At 71.5% G+C, this 20,627-nt stretch carries 17 protein-coding genes; 13 read left to right on the forward strand and 4 right to left on the reverse strand.

Annotation, left to right across the window (positions count from 1 at the left end; all coding sequences use genetic code 11):
• The first annotated feature begins 70 nt into the window (after positions 1 to 70).
• Positions 71 to 997 (forward strand): S1 family peptidase, encoded by a 927-nt coding sequence (locus CEB94_RS25775; RefSeq protein ID WP_175434456.1) that lies wholly within the window; start codon positions 71 to 73, stop codon positions 995 to 997.
• A 21-nt stretch (positions 998 to 1,018) separates the two neighbouring features.
• Here CEB94_RS25775 and CEB94_RS25780 read toward each other — a convergent pair whose 3' ends face one another.
• Complete coding sequence (locus CEB94_RS25780; protein WP_175434457.1) at positions 1,019 to 2,632, reverse strand: N-acyl-D-amino-acid deacylase family protein; 1,614 nt, start codon at positions 2,630 to 2,632, stop codon at positions 1,019 to 1,021.
• A 13-nt stretch (positions 2,633 to 2,645) separates the two neighbouring features.
• On the reverse strand, positions 2,646 to 3,929 hold the full coding sequence (locus CEB94_RS25785; protein WP_175434458.1) for an amino acid deaminase: 1,284 nt from the start codon (positions 3,927 to 3,929) through the stop codon (positions 2,646 to 2,648).
• A gap of 152 nt (positions 3,930 to 4,081) precedes the next feature.
• On the opposite strand from CEB94_RS25785, the gene CEB94_RS25790 reads away from it, so the two are divergent.
• The 5 genes from CEB94_RS25790 to CEB94_RS25810 all read left to right on the forward strand — a co-directional run bounded on the left by CEB94_RS25790 (position 4,082) and on the right by CEB94_RS25810 (position 8,448).
• Entirely contained in the window at positions 4,082 to 5,116 is a 1,035-nt protein-coding gene (locus tag CEB94_RS25790) for a sugar kinase (RefSeq protein ID WP_175434459.1), read from the forward strand.
• Entirely contained in the window at positions 5,113 to 5,874 is a 762-nt protein-coding gene (locus CEB94_RS25795) for an IclR family transcriptional regulator (RefSeq protein ID WP_175434460.1), read from the forward strand. Before CEB94_RS25790 ends, CEB94_RS25795 begins: the two co-directional genes overlap by 4 nt.
• Positions 5,871 to 6,281, forward strand: a complete 411-nt coding sequence (locus CEB94_RS25800; protein WP_175434461.1) for a RidA family protein — start codon at positions 5,871 to 5,873, stop codon at positions 6,279 to 6,281. The genes CEB94_RS25795 and CEB94_RS25800 overlap by 4 nt, the downstream gene beginning before the upstream one ends.
• 104 nt (positions 6,282 to 6,385) lie before the next feature.
• A complete protein-coding gene (locus tag CEB94_RS25805) occupies positions 6,386 to 7,864 on the forward strand; it encodes a GntP family permease (protein WP_175434462.1) in 1,479 nt (492 codons plus the stop codon).
• 65 nt (positions 7,865 to 7,929) lie between these two features.
• A complete protein-coding gene (locus CEB94_RS25810) occupies positions 7,930 to 8,448 on the forward strand; it encodes a hypothetical protein (RefSeq protein ID WP_175434463.1) in 519 nt (172 codons plus the stop codon).
• Here the strand turns inward: CEB94_RS25810 and CEB94_RS25815 are convergent.
• Positions 8,445 to 9,797: a M14 family metallopeptidase gene (locus CEB94_RS25815; RefSeq protein WP_175434464.1), complete on the reverse strand. Its 1,353-nt coding sequence runs from the start codon at positions 9,795 to 9,797 to the stop codon at positions 8,445 to 8,447. The two genes, CEB94_RS25810 and CEB94_RS25815, sit on opposite strands and share 4 nt — an antisense overlap.
• Before the next feature lie 274 nt (positions 9,798 to 10,071).
• Between CEB94_RS25815 and CEB94_RS25820 the strand changes: the two genes are divergently transcribed.
• From CEB94_RS25820 to CEB94_RS25835, 4 genes are all read left to right on the forward strand, one after another.
• Positions 10,072 to 12,606: an ATP-binding protein gene (locus tag CEB94_RS25820; protein WP_175437157.1), complete on the forward strand. Its 2,535-nt coding sequence runs from the start codon at positions 10,072 to 10,074 to the stop codon at positions 12,604 to 12,606.
• 37 nt (positions 12,607 to 12,643) lie between these two features.
• Positions 12,644 to 13,543 carry an MEDS domain-containing protein gene (locus CEB94_RS25825; RefSeq protein ID WP_175434465.1) on the forward strand — a complete coding sequence of 300 codons (900 nt, stop codon included), beginning with the start codon at positions 12,644 to 12,646 and terminating at the stop codon, positions 13,541 to 13,543.
• Between the two features lie 80 nt (positions 13,544 to 13,623).
• Entirely contained in the window at positions 13,624 to 14,106 is a 483-nt protein-coding gene (locus CEB94_RS25830) for an ATP-binding protein (protein WP_246111918.1), read from the forward strand.
• A gap of 133 nt (positions 14,107 to 14,239) precedes the next feature.
• Positions 14,240 to 15,556 carry an Nramp family divalent metal transporter gene (locus tag CEB94_RS25835; protein ID WP_175434466.1) on the forward strand — a complete coding sequence of 439 codons (1,317 nt, stop codon included), beginning with the start codon at positions 14,240 to 14,242 and terminating at the stop codon, positions 15,554 to 15,556.
• A 122-nt stretch (positions 15,557 to 15,678) separates the two neighbouring features.
• Here CEB94_RS25835 and CEB94_RS25840 read toward each other — a convergent pair whose 3' ends face one another.
• On the reverse strand, positions 15,679 to 17,367 hold the full coding sequence (locus CEB94_RS25840) for a chitinase (protein ID WP_175434467.1): 1,689 nt from the start codon (positions 17,365 to 17,367) through the stop codon (positions 15,679 to 15,681).
• 354 nt (positions 17,368 to 17,721) lie between these two features.
• Here CEB94_RS25840 and CEB94_RS25845 point away from each other — a divergent pair, with 354 nt between their 5' ends.
• The 3 genes from CEB94_RS25845 to CEB94_RS25855 all read left to right on the forward strand — a co-directional run bounded on the left by CEB94_RS25845 (position 17,722) and on the right by CEB94_RS25855 (position 20,596).
• Complete coding sequence (locus CEB94_RS25845; protein WP_175437159.1) at positions 17,722 to 18,555, forward strand: hypothetical protein; 834 nt, start codon at positions 17,722 to 17,724, stop codon at positions 18,553 to 18,555.
• Between the two features lie 70 nt (positions 18,556 to 18,625).
• Positions 18,626 to 19,333, forward strand: coding sequence for a Flp pilus assembly protein CpaB (gene cpaB, locus CEB94_RS25850; protein WP_175434468.1), 708 nt, complete (start codon positions 18,626 to 18,628; stop codon positions 19,331 to 19,333).
• Positions 19,334 to 19,342: 9 nt separating this feature from the next.
• Complete coding sequence (locus tag CEB94_RS25855; RefSeq protein ID WP_175434469.1) at positions 19,343 to 20,596, forward strand: CpaE/TadZ family protein; 1,254 nt, start codon at positions 19,343 to 19,345, stop codon at positions 20,594 to 20,596.
• Positions 20,597 to 20,627: the final 31 nt, after the last annotated feature.

Below are 20,627 nucleotides of genomic sequence, written 5' to 3' on the forward strand. Positions count from 1 at the left end.
CAATGCACATGACAACAGTGAAGGCGGCCGGAGGATTTCCGGCCGCCTCCGTCGCAAGAGGGGACCCCCCATGAGAAAACCTCTCGCCGCCGCGTTCTGCGCCCTGGCGATAGCCGGGGCCGGCGCGGCCCCCGCGACCGCTGCCGATGCCGCCCCCACGGGCCTCGGCAAGGCCGCGGACACGGGCAAGGTCACGTCCGCCGTCTCGGGCGTGGTCAACTCCGTGGAGCAGACGCTGTCCGGGCTCGGCGGCCCGAAGGCCAAGGCCGTGAACTTCGCCGGCACCGTCGCGCTCAGCAACTGCTCGGGCTCCGTCGTCCGCATGCCGGACTCAGAGGACAACGACCCGGCGCTCGTGATGACCAACGGCCACTGCCTGGAGTCCGGGTTCCCCGGCCCCGGCCAGGTCCTCGTCGACAAGGCCTCCAGTCGCACCTTCACTCTGCTCAACGCCTCCGGCTCGCGCGTCGCCACCCTGCGCGCCGCCAAGCTCGCCTACGGCACGATGACCGACACGGACGTCGCGCTGTACCAGCTCACCACCACCTACGGGCAGATCAAGAGCTCGTACAACATCAACGCGCTGACGCTGAACGACAAGCACCCGGTCGCCGGCAGCGCCATCAGCATCCCCTCCGGCTACTGGAAGCGGATCTACAGCTGCTCCATCGACGGGTTCGTGCCCACTCTGAAGGAGGGCGACTGGACCTGGAAGGACTCGGTCCGCTACACCTCCGCCTGCAACACCATCGGCGGCACGTCCGGTTCGCCCGTCGTCGACCAGGCCACCAACAAGGTCGTCGCCGTCAACAACACCGGCAACGAGGACGGTGAGCGCTGCACGGTGAACAACCCGTGCGAGGTCGACGCGAACGGCACCGTGACCGTCCGCAAGGGCATCAACTACGCCCAGGAGACCTACGGGATCCCGGCCTGCTTCGGGATCGACAACAAGCTCGACCTGAGCGCGAGCGGCTGCACCCTGCCCAAGCCGTAAGGCAGGGTGCCGGCCGGGCGGTCACGCGGGAGGAGTCCTGCGGACCGCCCGGCCCGCCAGCACGTCCGTGCGCCGGCCGTCCTCGATCACGAACCGGCCGTCGACCAGGACGTACGGAATGCCCGTCGGCAGCGTGCGCGGCTCCGCGAACGTGGAGCCCGCCGCGACCGTCGCCGGGTCGAAGAGCACCAAGTCGGCCACATAGCCCTCACGGACCAGGCCCCGGTCCGGCAGGCGGAGCCGCGCCGCCGGGCGGGACGTGAGGTGCGCGACGCACTCCTCCAGCGACAGCACCCCCAACTCCCTGACGTAGTGCCCGAGGTAGTGCGGGAAGGTGCCGTAAGCGCGCGGATGCGGCTTCGCGCCCTGGAGGATGCCGTCCGAGCCGCCGGTGTGCACCCGGTGGCGCATGATCGCCCGGACGTTCTCCTCGTGGCCGACGTGCTGGAGGATCGTCGGGGCCAGCCGGTCGGCCAGCAGCAGTCCGCGCGCGGTCACCCAGGGTTCCTCGCCCCGGACGGCCGCCGACTCCTCGATCGTCCGGCCGACGTAGTCGGCCAGGGCCGGGTCGTTCACACCGGAGATCTCGATGGTGTCCCACTCGACCGGCACGCCGTGGCAGCCGTCGGACCCGGTGACCTCCAGGTGGTGGCGGATGCGTTCCGCCGTCCCCTCGTCCGCCAGCCGCCTGAGGGTCTCCCCCGGGCCCCCCTCGCTCGCCCAGCTCGGCAGCACGGCCGCCAGCGTCGTACAGCCCGGTGTGTACGGGTAGGTGTCGAGGCTGATATCGGATCCGGCCGCGAGCGCCTCGTCCAGCAGGGACAGCAGCTCGGGCGCCCGGCCCTTGTTCACGCCGAAGTTCATGGTGGCGTGCGCGAGATGGAGGGAGCAGCCCGCCTCCCGGGTCAGGGCGACCATCTCCTCGTACGCCTGAAGGGCCCCGGCCCCGTAGGAGCGGTGGTGCGGGCAGTAGTAGCCGCCGTACGACGCCACCACCCGGCACAGCTCCGTCAGTTCGGCGTCCTGCGCGTACATGCCGGGCGTGTACGTCAGCCCCGACGACATGCCGACGGCGCCCTGCTCCAGGCCCTCGGCGACCAGCCGGCGCATCCGGTCCAGCTCGCCGGGCGTGGCCTCGCGGTCCTCCCAGCCGACGGCGAGCGCCCGGACCGTGCCCTGCGGGACGAGGTAGGCCGCGTTCACGGCGATCCCGCGGTCAAGGCGGTCCAGGTACTCACCGACCGTGCGCCAGTCGAAGTCGATGTCGTCACCCGGGCCGTTCCACCCGGCGATCGCCCGCCGCACCTCGCCGAGCGTGCGGTCGTCGACCGGCGCGTACGACAGGCCGTCCTGGCCGATGACCTCCAGGGTGACGCCCTGCGCGGCCTTGGCGCTGTGGTCCGGGTCGCGCAGCAGCGCCAGGTCGCTGTGGGCGTGCATGTCGACGAAACCGGGGGAGAGGACGAGCCCCTCGGCGTCCAGTTCCCGGCGGGCCTTCGGCCGCTGGCAGCCGGCCGCGGCGGCCTCCTTGACGATTCCGACGATCCGGCCGCCGTCGACCACGACATCGGCCCGGTAGGCGTCCGAGCCGGAGCCGTCGACGACGTCGGCGTCCCGGATGACGAGCTCTTCCATCGCGCCCGGCCTCCTAGAAGAACGTGCGGACGTAGTCGACGACCGTGCCGTCCGCCTCCGCGACGGGGATCAGCTGCCACTTGTCGAACGAGGTGCACGGGTGGGACAGCCCGAGCCCGACCCAGTCGCCGACCTCCAGATCCGCCTCCGGCGTGGTGGCGAGCCAGGCATGCTGGTCGGACAGTGCGGTCACCGAGACGCCGGTGGCCGGGCGCTCGGCGCCGTCCCGGCGGATCATCTGGGCGAAGGGCAGGTCGAGGTCGTAGGCCGCGTCCCGCTTGCCCGCGTTGACGAAGGCCTGCTCGGCCGAAGGCCGCGACACCACCTGTGTCCACAGCCGGAACGCCGGCTCCAGGGCGCCCTCCTCGGGGACCCGGTTGAACGGGGTCAGCTTGCGGTAGTGGCCGTCGTCGTGCGAGACGTACGCGCCCGAGCGCAGCAACTTCAGCACGGGAAGGGAGAGTCCGGGGATCCCGGCGAAGACCTCGGCGACCGCGTCGAACCAGGCGCTGCCGCCCGCGCTGACCACGATCTCGTCCAGCCCGGCGAATCGCCCCGCCTTGTCGAAGTCGGCGGCGAGCGCGACCAGCCGCCGCAGCCATGCCGTCACCCGCTCGGTGTCGGCCTTGGGCACCTCGCCCTCGTAGCCCGCGACACCGACCAGGCGCAGGGTCCGGGTCCCGGCCACCGCGTCCGCGACCGCCGCGCACTCCGCCTCCGTACGCACTCCGGTCCGGGCGCCCTCCCCGGCGGCGAGTTCGACGACGACGTCCACGGGGCGCGTGGCGTCGGCGTCCCGCAGCGCGGCGTCCATCAGCTCGACGCCGCGTACGGAGTCGACGTAGCAGACCAGCTCGAAGTCCGGGTCGGCGTCGAGCTCGGCGGCGATCCAGCGCAGGGCCGCCGCGTCGACCAGTTCGTTCGCGAGGAACACGCGCCGGGTCCCGAAGGCCCGTGCCACCCGTACCTGGTGCGGCACGGCCAGCGTGATGCCCCATGCCCCGTGCTCGATCTGCCGCTGGAACAGCTGCGGCGCCATGGAGGTCTTGCCGTGCGGCGCGAAGGCCAGGCCGTGCCGGGCCGCGTAGGTCTCCATCAGCTTCAGGTTGTGCTCCAGGCGCTCGGCGGACAGCGCGAGCACGGGCGTGGCGAAGCCGCCGGTGAACAGGTTGCGGCGCTGCCCGGCCAGCTCGGCGACGGTCAGTCCGTCGGCATCCGGCGGGAGGCCCTTGAAGCGGTGATCGACGCGCTCGGCGGCGAGCCGCGCGAGGGACTCGGCTGCGGTGTCGGCTGACATGGACCCTCCTGATCTGCGGTGTTGCAATCTCTGCAACCTTCATTGCGTATGGCGCTGAACGCTGTCTAACATCTCGGCCACCGCCGGTCAATGAAACCGTCACCGGCCGCCCCGCGCCCCGACATCCACGCCCCGACGAGGAGCCGAGCATCGTGACCCCCACCGGACCCCGCAACGCCCCCGACGTCGTGGACGTCGTCGCGCTCGGCGAGTCCATGGTCACGTTCCTGCCCTCCCGGCCGGGGCGCCTCGCCGACGTGCCGTCCTTCGAGCGGGGGATCGGCGGGGCGGAGTCGAACGTGGCGTGTGTGCTGGCCGCGGCCGGACACTCCGCGCGGTGGGTCAGCCGGGTGGGGGCCGACCCGTTCGGTGACCACCTGGTCGAGGCGATCGGCGACTACGGGGTCGACGTGGCGCACGTCCGGCGCGACCCCGGCCGCCCCACCGGCATCTACTTCCGCACCGCCGGGGACCGGGCCGGCGACGCCCACGAGGTGGCGTACTACCGGGCCGGTTCCGCGGCCTCCGCGATGACCGTGACGGATCCGGACCCGGCAGCCGTGCGCGCCGGGCGCGTGCTGCACCTCTCCGGGATCACCGCCGCGCTCTCCGGGACCTGCCTGGACCTGATGCGCGAGCTGACCGTCCGCCGCCCCGGCCGCCCCCTGATCTCCTTCGACGTCAACCACCGGCCCGGCCTGTGGCGCGACACGACCGCCCCGACGGTGCTGCGCGACCTCGCCCGGGGCGCGGACCTCGTGTTCGTCGGGCAGGACGAGGCATGGGGGCTGCACAGCGCCGAAGCCGTCCGCGCCGCCCTCCCCGAACCCGAGGTGCTGGTCGTCAAGCAGGGCGGCGCCGGAGCCACCGTCTTCGACAGGCGGGACGTCACCTTCGTGCCCGCGCCCCGGGTCGACGTCGTCGCCGCCGTCGGTGCCGGGGACGCCTTCGCCGCCGGGTTCCTCTCCGCCACCCTGCGCGCACTGCCCGTACGGGAACGGCTGCGGCACGGGCATCTGATGGCCGCCGCCGCGCTCACCGTGCCCGGCGACCTCGCCACAGCGCCCGCGCGGGAGCACGCCGACCGGCTCGTCGCCCTGGACGACACGGCATGGGGGAGACTGCGACTCGGCCCGGGCTGGACCGAGCGGACACAGCGGGCCGACGAGGAGGTACGTACGTCATGAGCCAGACCGTCGACCGCGCGCTCAGCATCCTGCCGCTGCTCGCCGAGGGCCCCGCCGACCTGGGGCAGGTCGCCGACCGCCTCGGCGTGCACAAGTCCACGGCCCTGCGCCTGCTGCGCACCCTGCACGAGCACGGACTCGTCTACCGCCAGTCCGACCAGCGCTACCGCCTCGGCGCCCGGCTCTTCGCCCTCGCCCAGGAGGCGATGGAGAACCTCGACGTCCGCGAGATCGCCCACCCCCACCTGGTCCGCCTCAACGAGGACTGCGGGCACACCGTGCACCTCGCCGTGTACGAGGAGAACGAGGTCCTCTACATCGACAAGGTCGAGAGCCGCTACCCGGTGCGGATGTACTCCCGCATCGGCAAGCCCGTGGCCATCACCGTCGCCGCGGTCGCCAAGCTCCTGCTCGCCGATCTGCCCGAGCACGAGCGGCGGACGGTCGCGGAGAAGCTCGACTACCCCACGTACACGTCCCGTTCGACACCCCACGCGACCGCGTTCCTGCGCGAACTGGACAAGGTGCGCGAACAGGGCTGGGCCACCGACCTCGGCGGCCACGAGGAGTCCATCAACTGCGTCGCGGCGCCCGTCCGCGGCGCCGACGGCCGGGTCGTCGCCGCGATGTCGGTCTCCGCGCCGAACGTCGTCGTCACCGCCGACGAACTCCTCACCCTCCTGCCGCTGGTGCGCCGTACGGCGGACGCCATCAGCGGCGAGTACTCCGGCAGGACACCATTGAAGGGCACCGAATGACGGACAAGATCGCACTCACCCCCAAGACCCACACCACCCCGCCGGCGAAGTTCTCGCACGGGGTGAAGAAGGGCAACATCCTCCAGGTCGCCGGCCAGGTCGGCTTCCTGCCCGCCGAGGAGGGCAAGCCGCCCACGCCCGCCGGGCCGGCCCTGCGCGAGCAGACCCTCCAGACCCTGGCCAACGTCAAGGCGATCCTGGAGGAGGGCGGCGCCTCCTGGGACGACGTGATGATGATCCGCGTCTACCTGACGGACGTGGCCCACTTCGCCGAGATGAACGAGATCTACAACGCGTACTTCGAGGAGCAGGGCCTGACCCAGCCGCCCGCCGCGCGCACGACCGTCTACGTCGGACTGCCCGCGGGTCTCCTCATCGAGATCGACGCCCTGGCCGTCCTCGGCTGACCCACCCCATCCTCCCGCCTTTCCGAGGCGCGGCGCCGTTCGATGCGCCGCGCCGCGCTCCCCCCTGCCCAGAAACCGTATGCCTTTACGTAGAGGACCCCCGAATGTCCCCTTCGCTCGCCGCGTCCGCCCCTGCCGAGACCCCACCCCACACCGGAGGACTGCTCCTCCTCGTCGACGGTACGGCCGGACTCCTGCTCACCGCCGCGCTCGGCATCGTGCTGCTGCTCTTTCTCATCATCAAGACGAGACTCCAGCCGTTCGTCGCCCTGCTCGCGGTCTCCATAGCCGTCGGCCTCGCCGCCGGGCTGTCGGTCACCGAACTCTTCGGCACGGTCCAGAAGTCGGACGCCGTCTCCACCATCGAATCCGGCATGGGCGGCATTCTCGGCCATGTCGCGATCATCATCGGCCTGGGCACCATGCTCGGCGCGATCCTCGAAGTCAGCGGCGGCGCCGAGGTGCTGGCGAAGCGTCTGCTCGGCCTGTTCGGCGAGCAGCGCGCGCCGCTCGCCATGGGCCTCACGGGCCTGATCTTCGGCATCCCGGTCTTCTTCGACGTCGGCATCTTCGTCCTGGCCCCGATCGTCTACGCCGCCGCCAAGCGCTCGGGCAAGTCGATCCTGCTCTACTGCCTGCCGCTGCTCGCCGGCCTGTCCGTCACGCACGCCTTCCTGCCCCCGCACCCCGGCCCGGTGGCCGCCGCCGGTCTGCTGAACGTCGACCTCGGCTGGGTCATCCTGATGGGCATCGTCTGCGGCCTGCCGGCCGTGGTGGCCGCGTGGGGCTACTCGGCGTGGGTCGGCCGCCGCATCTTCGTGCCCGTCCCGCAGGACATGGTCGAAGCGGCGCAGGAGGCCAAGCAGGCCGTCGTCGACGAGCAGCGGGCCGCCGGGGTCCCGCCCAGCGAGCAGCCGGTCTCCCTCGGCACGGTCCTCGGCATCATCGGCACCCCGCTGGTGCTCATCCTCGCCGCGACGTTCTCCTCGATCGCCCTCGACCCCTCCACGCTCCGCTCGGTGATCGAGTTCTTCGGCAACCCGTTCGTGGCGCTGACGATCGCCCTGTTCCTCGGGTACTACCTGCTGGGCATCCGCCGCGGCTGGTCCCGCAAGTCCCTGGAGACGGTGTCGACCGCGTCCCTCAAGCCGGTCGGCAACATCCTGCTGGTGGTCGGCGCGGGCGGCGTCTTCGGCGCCGTCCTCAAGGCCAGTGGCGTCGCCCAGGCCCTCTCGGACACGTTCCACGACGTGGGCCTGCCGGTGCTCGTCCTGTCCTACCTGATCTCCGTGGTCCTGCGCGTGGCCCAGGGCTCGGCGACGGTCGCCATCGTGACGACGGCCGGCATCGTCGCCCCCCTGCTCTCCGAGGGCGACCACTCCCAGGCCTTCGTCGCCCTGGTCATCATGGCCATCTCGGCGGGCTCGATCTTCGCCTCGCACGTCAACGACGGCGGCTTCTGGATGGTCGCCAAGTACTTCGGCATCAGTGAACGGGACACGCTCAAGACCTGGACGGTGCTGGAGAGCGTGCTCTCGGTGGCGGGGTTCGTGGTGGCGGCGGTGTTGAGCCTGTTCGTGTAGGCGTCTGATAACGAAGTCGGGGTCGACTGTGTGCGGCACAGGTTTGTCGACCATACTGCTTCGCTGTGGAGCAGCGCATAGGTTCGAGCAGCCAGCCCCTGGAAGGCGCCGGATTCGACCCGGCATTCATCCCCGGGCTCACGTCACCCGCGTCCGCAGCGAAGGCGGAGGAGGACGGGCCGGAGAAGGAGCCTGAGGTCGCAGACGTCGAGGAGACCGAAGCGGCCGCCGCCGAGTCGGAGAAGGCGGAGGAGGCGTCCCCTGCCGAGCAGGAGGAGGAGACCGAAACCGACGGCCCCGTCTTCGAGGCGTCCGACCGTCGCGCGAAGATGGTCGCCGATCACAGAGGCGTGCACATGTCCCTGGACGACCAGGAGTGCGAGTTCCGCTGGGACGAGATCGGCGCGGTCGAGACGGAGACGGCCCGCTTCGGCAAGCGGTACACCGTCACCGTCCACACCCCTGACCGGCGCTGGTACCCGATCGAGATCGAGGCACCGGCCAGGAGCCACTTCAAGGAGTGGGACGAACAGCTGGACGCGGTGCTGGACGCCTACTTCGAGGAAGAGGAAGACGCCGGCTAACCGCAGTACTGGCTCTCCTTGCCGATCGACCGGTACATACAGTCCGCGTTCTCCAGCAGTTGCAGCACCGCATCGCGGTTACGGGAGGTCTCCCGCTCGATCACCTCGTCGGGCGGGTAGAACCCACCCCCACCGGACCTCGGATACATCTCGAACGTGTAGCCGAAGATCTTGTGCGCGCCCCAGAGGTAGTCGTCGATCGACCCGTCCGTGATGTACAGGTCGCTGGACTGCTCCGCCGTGTACCCGTTGCTCGCGGCCATCTTCTGCCCGACCGTCTTGAACGCCGCGTGGTCGTCGGCGGTCATCCCGGTCGTCGTGTCGGAGTACGTGTAGCCGAAGGGCCACAGCACCAGTTCGCTGTACGTGTGGAAGTCGACCCCGGCCCTGATCTGCTGCTTGCCGCCGACGACCCGGCTGCGCACGAAGTCGGCGACGACCTTCACCTCGGGCGCCGACTCCGCCGACCGGCCCCGGTAGGTGTCGGAGGACGGGGAGCCCGAAGAGCCGCCGCAGCAGCCCCAGCGGTGGTTCCAGTTGCGGTTCAGGTCCGTACCGACGTACGAGGAACCGGAGTTGGGCTGGCGGTTCTTGCGCCAGGAGCGGTAGGAGCCGGTGGCGATGTCGTACTCGCCGCCATCGGGGTTGATGTCCGGGACGATCCAGATCTCGCGGTTGTTCACCATGCCGGTGACGCGCGAGTCGGAACCGTAGTCGGAGGTCAGCTCGCGCAGCAGGTAGAGCGCCATCTCGACGGTCAGGTGCTCGCGGGCGTGCTGGTGGTGCGTGAACAGCACCTCCGGCTCGGCCTCGTCACTGGCCACGTTGTCGCTGATCTTGACGGCGACGATGTTCCGGCCCTGGTAGGACTTGCCGATCACGCGCTGGCTCGCGATGGACGGGTTGGCCGAGACGATCGAGTTGATCTCGCTCGTCATCTCCGCGTGGTTGTGGTACTTCGAGTCGGCCGACGGGAAGTCGAGGAGCCGGACGTCGTCCTCGCCGGCGGAGCGGTCGGGCACCGCGCCGAGCGGGGTGACCTCGTAGCCCAGCGCGCGCAGCTTCTTGATCTGGTCGACGCGGCCGGAGACGACGACACCGTGACCGTGCGCCTCGTCGACGGTCACGCCCGTGCGCTGAAGTGCCGTGCGGTCCTTGGCCGTTGCGTGCAGGTGGACCTCGTACTGCCGGACGTCGTCGGCCGAAGCGGCCGCTTTGCGGGCGCTGTCGGCGGTGGCGTCGCTCGTCGTCGCGGACAGGGGCGCCGCGAGGGCGAGGGCGAGGAGGCCGGCCAGGGCCGCGGTGCGTCTGCCGGTGCGGGCACCGGAGCCTCGTATGCGAAGTCGCATGAAATCTCCTTGTGGGAGGTGGGGTTGTTCCGTGCGACGTACGTGGTGCGGGTGGCGCATATCGTTCTGCTAATGGCATGAGCAGGTCAAGACTGAAAGCAGCCGCGCAGTGTACGCGCGCGGCGCCACGGTCGAGGTGTCCCGGCAGAAGTACACCCACAGGTGTGGCTCCGGCGTGCATATATGTACGCACCGGGAGAGAGTGAGGGTCCGCGCAAGGGGAGCCGGAGTGTCCGGATCCCCGGACCCCCACCCCTCAGAGAACTGGCTGATCATGGGCGGATCAGCGCCCCGACGGGACCACCACCTGCCGGCCGAGACGACCAGCTTCGTCGACCGGCGTGGCGAACTGACCCGGGGCCGCGAACTGCTGGCCCGCGCACGGCTGGTGACACTGACCGGACCGGGTGGCGTCGGCAAGACCCGGCTCGCCGCACGCATCGCGGCCCGGGTGCAGCGGGCCTTCCCGGACGGCGTGCGCTTCGTGCACCTGTCCGCACTACACGACCCGGCGCTCGTCCCGCTCGCCGCCGCCGACGCGCTGGGCCTCCACGACCGTTCCGCCCAGCCACCCCTGGACGCCCTCGTCGAACAGCTGCGGGACCGGCGGCTGCTCCTCGTCGTCGACAACTGCGAGCACCTTGCGGGTGCGTGCGCCCGGCTCGCCGCGGCCCTGCTGCACGGCACCGAGGGCGTCCGGATCCTCGCCACCAGCCGGCACCGGCTCGGCCTCACGGAGGAGCACCTGCTGGAGGTACGGCCCCTGCCGGTGCCCGACCCGGACGGCGACCTGTCCGCCGCCGAGGGCTACCCGGCCCTCACCCTCTTCGCCGACCGGGCCGCCGCCGTCGTCCCCGGCTTCCGTCTCACCCCCGCCAACCGCGCCTCCGTCGCCCGGCTGTGCCACCGCCTGGACGGTCTGCCCCTCGCCATCGAACTCGCCGCCGTCCGCATGCGCGTCCTCGACGTCGACCAGCTCCTGGACCGCCTCGACGACCGCTACCGCTTCCTCACCACCGGCAGCCCCGCCGCCCTGCCCCGCCACCAGACCTTGCGAGCGGCGGTCTCCTGGAGCCACGACCTGTGCACTCTCCCCGAGCGGACGGTGTGGGCCCGGCTGTCGGTCCTGGCGGGCGACTTCGACCTGGAGACGGCGGAGGCGGTGTGCGCGGTCGGCACCCCGGAGGACGACGCCCGGCCTCCGGGGGGTGACGCCCCGCCTCCGAGAGGCGGGGCCCGGCTCGGCGCGCTCCCGCACGCCGCCCTGCCCGCGCTGCCGGCCCGGCCCACGGACGGCTCCGGCGTACCCGCCCGGCCCACGGACGGCTCCGGCGTACCCGCCCGGCCCGCGGCGGCGCCCACCGGCACCGTCACCCTGCCCCCACCCCCGGGCCCGCGCACGGACGACGTCCTCGAAGCCGTCGCCGGGCTCGTGGACAAGTCCGTCCTCTGCCGGGAGCCCGGGCCCGGCAGTGTGCGGTACCGGCTGCTCGACACCCTGCGGCAGTACGGGCTGGAGCAGTTGCGGCGGGGTGCCGGGCAGGAGGAGGCCGCCCGGCGGCGGCAGCGGGACCTGATGGTGCGGCGGGCCGCGCAGTGCGAGCGCGGCTGGTTCGGCCCCGGGCAGCCGGAGACCGTCGCCCGGCTGCGCGCCGACCGGGACAACCTGCGCGCCGCCCTCGACTTCAGTCTCTCCACCCCCGGCGAGGCCCTCGCCGGGCTGCGCCTCGCCGGCACGCTCTGGTTCTACTGGCACGCCTGCGGCGCCGCCCGCGAGGGACTGCACTGGCTCGACCGCGCCCTGAGCGCCGCCCCCGAACCGACCCGGGAACGAGCCCGCGGCCTGTGGGTCGCCGGCCTGCTGGCCGCCGCCACCCGGGACTTCCCCCGGGGCCGCCGCCACGCCACCGACGCCCTCGCGCTCGCCCGCGCCCTCGGCGACACCGCCGAGGCCGCGCACGCCGAGTACGTGCTCGGCGTCATCCGGCTGTTCGGCGACGACCTGCCCGGAGCGCTGCGGCACTTCGAGACCACCGTCGCCCGCGGCCCCGTGCCCGGCCAGCACCTCAGCCTCGTCGGCCTCGACCAGGTCGAACTCGCCTGCGCGCTGGGCTTCCTGGGCGAGGCCGAGCGGGCCGTCGAGGTCTGCGAGCAGGCCCTGCGGCTGTGCGAGCGGCACGGCGAGCAGTGGGTCCGGTCCTATGTGCTGCGCATGCTCGCCCTGGCACACACCGTGCGCGGCGACTGGCCCCGGGCGGAACGGCACGCCCGTGAGGCCCTGCGGCTCAAACTCGCCGTCCACGACGTCATCGGCATCGCCCTCACCCTCGACCTGCTCGCGTCGATCGCGGCCGAACGCGGCGCTCACGAGCACGCCGCCGTGCTGCTGGGCGGCGCCGACCGCGTCTGGGCCGACATCGACACCGGCCGCTGGGGCTCCCACACCCTCAACTCCGTACGCCGGGACAGCGAGGAGCGGGTGGGCCGGGCCCTGGGGCGCGAGGCGTTCGAGCGGGCCCACCGGCGGGGCGGGGCGCTCGGTCTCGCGGAGCTGGTCGGCCACGCCCTCCACGAGCCGGGCCGCCCGCACTCCGCGGCCCCGGCACCGCAGGACGACACCACGGTCCGGCTGACCCGGCGCGAGAGCGAGGTCGCCCAGCTCGTCGCCGAGGGGCTCGCCAACCAGCAGATCGCCGACCGCCTCGTGATCGCCCGCCGCACCGCGGAAGGCCATGTGGAACGCATCCTCAGCAAGCTCGGCTTCAGCAACCGCAGCCAGATCGCGGCCTGGATGACGGCACAGCGCTGACCCACGGCACCCGAACCCACCCACCCGAGGGGATCACATGACCACCGCAGAAGTCAGCCCGTTCGACCACCGCATGGCCGTCTTCGACTCCGACGACGGCTTCCTGGCCGCCGCCCTGCCCTTCCTCGGCGAAGGCCTCGGCGCCTTTGGCGAACCGCCGCCGGTGGCCATCGCCGCCCCGCGCAACCTGGACCTCCTGCGGGACGCCCTCGGCCCCGACGCGAAGGGCGTCACCTGCATCCCGCACGCCGACTGGTACACCGGCTCCGCCGCCAACGCCGTCGCCCGTGCGGCCGCGTACCTCACCGCGCACGCCGGCCCCGGCGGCCGCATCCACCTCGTCATGGAACCCGTCTGGAGCGGCCGCGCCGGCCGCTCGGCCCGCGAGACCACCGAGTGGATCCGCTACGAGGCCCTCGCCAACCTCCTCTTCGCGCCCATGTCCACGACCGCCCTGTGCGCGTACGACACCCGCACCGCGGGGCCCGCCGTCGTCGCGGCGGCCCGCCGCACCCACCCCGACACGGAGGTGTACCAGGACCCGCTGCGGCTCGCGGCCGAACTCGACGCCGTACCGCTGCCGTTGCCGCCGGCCGGGGTGCGGACCCTCGCGGAGCCGCACGCCGCGGCCGTGCGGAGCTGGGCGGTGGGGCGGGGACTGCCCGTCGCGGACGCCGAGTTGTTCGCCGCCGCCGTCGCGGAGACCGCGGCGGCCCTCGCGCCCCTCAGCGGTGACGCCCTGCTGTGGGGCGAGGCACCCGCCTGCGTCTGCGAACTGCGCTCGGCCCGACGGCTCGACGACCCGCTCGCCGGCTTCGTCCCGCCGTCCGCCGGCCCGGAACCGGGCCCGGGGCTGTGGTACGCGCGTCAGGTCTGCGCGTACGTGGACATCCGCGACGACGCCGGGGGAACGACGGTCCGTCTCCAGTACGCATAGCCCCCTGCCTGCACAAGCAGGTAGGGGATCGGGTAGTCCTCCCCCTGCGCCGGACCACACCCCCAGATCACCCTGGACCCATGCTGCGACTCTCCGGGCGGCACCTCCCGGACCCCGACGCCCACTACGGCCCGTTCCCGCAACCACCGCTGGGAGCAGGCCATCTGAGTGTCGAGTACGCACCGCGGCCCTCCGCCGTCCGTGAGGCTCGCGCGGAGGTCCGCAGACAGTTGGAGGGATGGGGGCTCGCCGACCGCGGTGAGGTCGCGGACGTGGCCGAACTGCTCGTCGGTGAACTGGCCACCAACGCCCTGGTGCACGCCGGGAGCCGCTTCCGGCTCACGCTCTTCGCCGCGCACGGCGTACTGCGCTGCGAGGTCGCCGACACCGAACGCCGCGTGCCGCGGGTGCTGGGCGCGGGCACCGGGGAGAGCGGCCGTGGAATGTTCCTGGTGGACGCGCTCGCCCAGCGCTGGGGCTGCCACCGGGACGGGCCGGGCAAGACCGTGTGGTTCGAGCTCGGCACGTGCGGGGCGGACGGCTGTGGTCGGCGACAGCCGTGACGCTCCGCCGGTCGGCCCCGGCGGTGAGCCCAGCCGCCGGGGCCCGGCCGGGCAAGGGTGCCGTACGGGCATCACGTGAAGATCCGGTCAGGCCCTCTTGCCCCACAGGCGCCTTTGGGCTTTCTTGACCTGCATGGCGGACACCACGGGAAACACCACGGAGAACGAGGCCACACACCCCCCACAGCCCCGGAAGGCGAGTTGGAAGTACATCGGTCCGGGCATCGTCGTCGCGGCGACCGGTGTCGGCGCCGGTGACCTGGTCGCCACGCTGATCGCGGGCAGCAACTTCGGCTACACCCTCCTGTGGGCGGCGATCATCGGCTGCCTGGTGAAGATCTCCCTGGCCGAGGCGGCGGGCCGCTGGCATTTGTCCACGGGCCGCACCCTGTTCGACGGCTGGGCGAGCCTGGGCCGCTGGACGACCTGGTTCTTCGCGGTCTACGTCGTGGTCTGGGGCTTCGTCTACGGCGCGGCGGCGATGTCGTCGAGCGCGCTGCCGCTGCAGGCGCTGTTCCCCGACGTGATGGACCTCAAGTGGTGGGGCATCGCCTGCGGTCTGGTCGGTCTGGTCTTCGTCTGGTTCAACAAGTACGCGGTGTTCGAGAAGGTCATGACGGTCCTGGTGGGCGTCATGTTCGTGGTGACGGTGTACCTGGCGATCCGGGTCACGCCGAACCTCGGCGACGCCTTCGCCGGTCTCCTCCCGGTCCTGCCCGACGAGAAGGACTCGATCCTCAACACGCTGGGCCTGATCGGCGGCGTGGGCGGCACGATCACGCTCGCGGCGTACGGCTACTGGGTCAACGCCAAGGGGTGGACCCACACGGGCTGGATGAAGGTCATGCGGCTGGACAACCGTGTCGCCTACGCCACCACCGGCATCTTCGTCATCGCCATGCTGTTCGTGGGCGCGGAGCTGCTCCACTCGGCGAACGTCGCGATCGCGAGCGGCGACAAGGGACTGATCCAGCTGGGCGACATTCTGGAGGACGAGTACGGCCCGGCGACGGCGAAGTTCTTCCTGATCGGTTTCTTCGCCACGTCCTTCACCTCGCTGATCGGCGTCTGGCACGGCGTGAGCCTGATGTTCGCCGACTTCGCGACCCGCCTGTCCGGCAAGGGCCAGGCCAAGGGCGAGGAGGTCGCCTCGGGGGCACGCGAACGCTCCTGGCCGTTCCGCGCCTACCTGCTCTGGCTGACCTTCCCGCCGATGATCCTGCTCTTCGAGGGCCAGCCCTTCCGCCTGATCATCCTCTACGGCGTTCTCGGCGCGGCCTTCCTGCCCTTCCTCGCCGCCACCCTGATCTGGCTCCTCAACTCCTCCCGCACACCCCGCGAGTGGCGCAGCGGTCCCCTCAGCAACGCGATGCTCGCCATCGCCGGCCTGCTGTTCCTGATCCTGTGCGTGAAGCAGGTCTGGGACCAGCCGTGGGGGGAGTTCTTCTAGGGCAGCCCCGGTCGCGGCTCCAGGAGTGGTTCCCGCAACCGGCGTGGGTGCTCGACCACTACCGACCGACGGGGTGAGGGGAACGCGGAACGCCCCTCACCCCACCGGTGATGTCAGCCCGGCTACGGCAGCCCGTGCACATGCGGTCCCACCGCGCCGGACCACGCGTTGCCCGCCGTCGCGTCCCAGTTGGTCGACCAGGTCATCGCGCCGCGCAGGTCGGGGTACGTCCGGGGCGGTGTGAAGGTGCCGCAGTTGGTGGCCTTGGCCAGGCAGTCCAGGGCGTTGTTCACCACGGCCGGTGAGACGTAGCCGCTGCCCGCCCCGCGCGTCGAGGCCGGCAGACCCAGGCCCACCTGGGACGGGGCGAGGCCGTTCTCCAGCTGGATGCAGGCCAGGGCCGTCAGGAAGTCGACCGAGCCCTGGCTGTAGACCTTGCCGTCGCAGCCGAGCATGGAACCGCTGTTGTAGTACTGCATGTTGACGACCGTGAGGATGTCCTTCACGTTCAGCGCGGTCCGGAAGTACGCGTTGGACGTGGACTGCATGTCGATCGTCTGCGGAGCCATCGTGAGGACGAGCGAGGGGCCCGCCTTCGCCGACAGGGCACGCAGCGCCTGCGTCATGTACGTCGCGTCCAGGCCGTTCTCCAGGTCGATGTCGACGCCGTCGAAGCCGTACGTCTGCATCACGGAGTACACGCTGTTCGCGAAGTTCGTCGCGGAGGCGGCGTCGTTGACCGACACCGTGCCGCGCTCGCCGCCGACCGAGATGACGACCTTCTTGCCGGCGGCCTGCTTCGCCTTCACGTCCGCCTTGAACTGGTCGACGGTGTAGCCGTTCAGACCGGCCGAGTCAAGCGTGAACGACACCGCCCCGGGCGTGCCCGTCGCGTCCGCGAAGGCCACAGCGATGATGTCGTAGGCGGCGGGGACGTCCGAGATGCGCTGGATGGCCGCGCCGTTGTCGAAGTTCTGCCAGTAGCCGGTCACCGCGTGCTTGGGAAGCGCGGGGCCCGGACCGCTGGGCTTGTTCGTGGTGCCCGTCACCGCCGCCGACTTCGGCGACTCACCCGCCGCGTTCGTCGCGGTGACCTGGAAGGAGTACGACGTCGAGGCGGCGAGCCCGGTCACCGTCGCCGACGTGCCGGAGACGGCCGTCACCTTCGTGCCGTCGCGGTGGACGGTGTACCCCGTCGCTCCCGGCACGGTGTTCCAGGCGAGGGAGACCGAGGAGGTCGTCGTACCGGAGACGTTCAGGCCGCTCGGTGCGGACGGGATCGTCGGGCCCGGGTCCGTGCCCCCGCCGCCGTCGGGGCCGAACACCGACACGTCGTCCGCGTAGTACGCCGCCTGCCCGTACCAGCCGTGCGTGTACACCGTCACCGAGGTCGTCGAGGAGCCCGTGGTGAAGGTGGTCGACAGCTGCTTCCAGGCGGAGGAGTCCGGCGTCCAGGTGGAGACGTCCGTGGTGCCGGTGCCCGAGACGCCGAGGTAGGCGTAGCCGCCCCGGACCCAGGCGCCCAGGGTGTAGGTGGAGTCGGGCTTCACCGCCACCGTCTGACTGCACCGCGCGTTGTCCTGCCCCGACGGGGTCGCCCGCAGCGCGGCCGTTCCGGTGCGCACCGGGGAGGAGACCGTCGTGCCGCTGCCCGCCGAGCAGGTCCAGTCGCTCAGGCCCGACTCGAAGCCGGCGTTCCTGGCGTTGTTGACGTCGGCGGCGTTGGCCTGGCCGACGGTCGTGACAGTGAGGGTCAGGGCAGCCGTGACGGCACCCGACCACAGCCGCAGGGATCGTCTGTGTCTGGACATGACAAGAAAATGGTCCAGACCACGTCCACTGTCAAGAGGTCCAGACCAATCTGTGACCGCCTTCGGTCGTCGAAGACTGCCACTCCGGCCCGCCGGCCCACCGGCCAGACCCCGAACCCAGGTCGACGACCGGCGAGATGCTCAACCTGCCCCGTTTTGACGCATCTTGTGCAACGACAGTTGCTCCTCAGCTACACAAACGCTGTTCTCCGGTCACAGAGCCGTGGATACAGTGCTGAGGTAGTCACGCAGTGAAGTCGACACGGTGCGCCGGAGTGACACCCGGCGTTCCGGTGGGCATGGGGAAACGGGGAGCTGCGCGTGCCAACTGCCATTGCCGTGACCAGCGCCGACATGGCGCTGCCACCACAGGACGAACGCACCCTGCCCGCCGTCGTACTGCGGGACGTCGAACGACGCCCCCTGGATCAGGCGCTGGCGGAGATGCAGGCCCTGGTCGACCACCACGGCCATGTGATCGTGGTCTGCTCAGGGTCCGCGCCCACCGCGCTGCGGCGACGGCTGCACACCCTGCGCTCCCTCATGGAGAGCGACCGGATCGCCCTGTTCCGGCCGGATCTGCCGCCTCTCGGACTGGCCGTCCTGGCCCGCCAGTTACGGCAGCTCGCCTCCTGCGACATCAGCCCCGGCGTGCTCGCCTCGGCCGGCCGGCTGCTCGTCCACTACATCCATGCCGGCGCGTTGCTGGGCTCCGTCGCCCGCCTCGACCGCGTCCCCGTCGGCCTGAAGTCGCACGCCAAGTCCTGGGTGCCCGGCAGCCAGTTCGGCGTCCTCGCCCACCCCGAGCCGCACCTCGTGAAGATCACCCCCGAAGCGGCCCTGCCCGGCCCCGAGTTCGGCACCTGGATGCTGGTCGCCAAGGGGCAGCTCCAGTCCGACTGGGTCACGGGCACCCTCGCCCCCTCCTGGAAGGTGCAGGGGCTGCGCGAGACCCAGCTCCCGGCCGAGTCGCCCGGCTGGTGGGGCACCGGCAAGCTCATCGAGTTCTGCAGCTACCTGCCCGATCTGTCCGTCCTCTACCAGCTGGTCACGTCCGTTCGGCGCAGCCAGTGCCACTGGTGCGGCATCGACGTCATCGGCGACCGCTGCGTCTTCTGCTCGGCCACGCCACCCGTCCACGACAGCCCGCCCCGCAAACAGCTCGAGAGCCGAACGGCCGTCGGGTGAGGCCTGACACCGCTCGTCAGCACTGTTCCGATCCCGCTCGACCGATATCCCCAACGAGGTTGTCCGGTTCATGAACTCCCGTCAGCGCCGCGGCGTGATTCTCCTGCTCCTGTCGGTCGTCTGCGCCCTCGGCGCCTTCGCCGGCGTGCTCTCCGTCATCAGTGACGTGAAGTCGAAGGTCGGCCCCGAGGTCACCGCCTACCGGCTGAAATCCGAGGTGCCGCCCTACACCGCCCTCAGCACGGGCCAGTTCGAGAAGATCAAGATGCCCGAACGGTGGCTGTCCGACACCGCGGTCACCGATCTGCGGGAGATCCAGGGCAAGATCGCCGTGACCACGCTGCGCGCGGGCTCCCTGCTCCAGTCCGACATGATCGTCCGCCGGCCGGCCCTCCAGCCCGGCCAGCAGGAGGTCGCCATCATGATCGACGCGGCGACCGGCGTGGCCGGCAAGATCACGCCCGGCGCCTCGGTCAACGTCTACGCCACCTTCGAGGGCGCGCGCGAGGGCGACCCCGACCAGTCGAAGATCATCATCACCGACGCCAAGGTCCTCGACGTCGGCAAAATCACCGCGCTCAAGCCCGACGAGGGCAACCGCACCCAGCAGCCCACCGACGCCGTCCCGATCACCTTCGCGCTGTCCGCCCTCGACGCTCAGCGCATCACCTACGCCGAGTCGTTCGCCAAGCGGGTCCGGCTCGCCCTCGTCGCGCCCGGCAGCGACGCCACCGTCCCCGAGCGGGACCGGACGTACGAACTCGCGAAGGACAAGTGAGAGGCTGCCATGCCCACGAGGATCCTCCCGGCAGTCGGTGACGCGGACGCGGTCCGGTCCGTCACGACGCTGCTCAGCCAGCTCCCGGACGCCGAGCCCGTCGCCCCGGTGGTCGACTCCACCCAGCTCATCGACACCCTCGCGCGGCTGGCCGCCGAATCGGTCGACGAGCTGCCGGAGGTCGTGATCGTCCACGAGCGCATCGGCCCCGTCCCCGCGCTGGAACTGATCCGTGAAGTGGCCCTGCGCTTCCCGGCCGCCGGTGTCATCCTCATCACCTCCGACGCGAGCCCCGGCCTCTTCCAGGCCGCCATGGACTACGGCGCCCGCGGCCTGGTCGCCCTGCCCCTCGGCTACGAGGAACTCGCCAGCCGCGTCCAGGCGGTCGCCCAGTGGTCCGCCGGCGTACGACGGCACCTGGGCGCCGGCGGCGACGTGTTCACCGGCGTCGGCGGCACCGTCGTCACGGTCAGCGGCGCCAAGGGCGGAGCCGGAGCCACCCTGACCGCGATCCAGCTGGCCCTGGCCGCCCAGGCCTCCGGCCGCAGCACCGCCCTGGTCGACATGGACCTCCAGACCGGCGACATCGCCTCCTATCTGGACGTCCAGTTCCGCCGCTCCGTCGTCGACCTGGCCGCCATCACCGACATCTCCCCGCGCGTCCTGGCCGACGCCGTCTTCCGCCACGACACCGGCCTCGCCCTGCTGCTCGCCCCCGCCGAAGGGGAACGCGGCGAGGACGTCACCGACCGAGCCGCCCGCCAGATCGTCAGCGCCCTGCGCTCCCGCTACGAGGTCGTCGTCATCGACTGCGGTGCCCAGCTCGGCGGCGCCGGGGCGGCGGCCGTGGAGATGGCCGACCGGGCCCTGCTGATCACCACGCCGGACGTGGTCGCCGTACGGGGCGCCAAACGGGCCGTGCGGATGTGGGACCGGCTGCAGATCCGCAAGGCCGAGGAGACGACCGTCGTCGTCAACCGGCACTCGCGCGCCACGGAGATCCAGCCGCCCCTGATCCAGAAGATCACCGGCACGGCGGTCGCGGCGACGGTGGTCCCCGCCAACTTCAAGGAACTGCAGAGCGTCGTGGACGCGGGCCGCGTCCACGAACTGGAGAACAAGAGCTCGGTGAAGCAGGCCCTGTGGGGCCTGGCGGGCGAACTGGACCTGATCAAGGTCGCGGACGGCGACCGGAAGGGGGGCCGGGGGTTCCGGGGCGGGGACCGGGGGCCGGTGAGCTTTCGGCGCAGGAGGGAGGGGTGAGCGTGCCTTTGGAGGAGCGGGACAAGGGCCA

Origin of the sequence: Streptomyces hawaiiensis (assembly GCF_004803895.1) — a bacterium.
GTDB lineage: Bacteria > Actinomycetota > Actinomycetes > Streptomycetales > Streptomycetaceae > Streptomyces > Streptomyces hawaiiensis.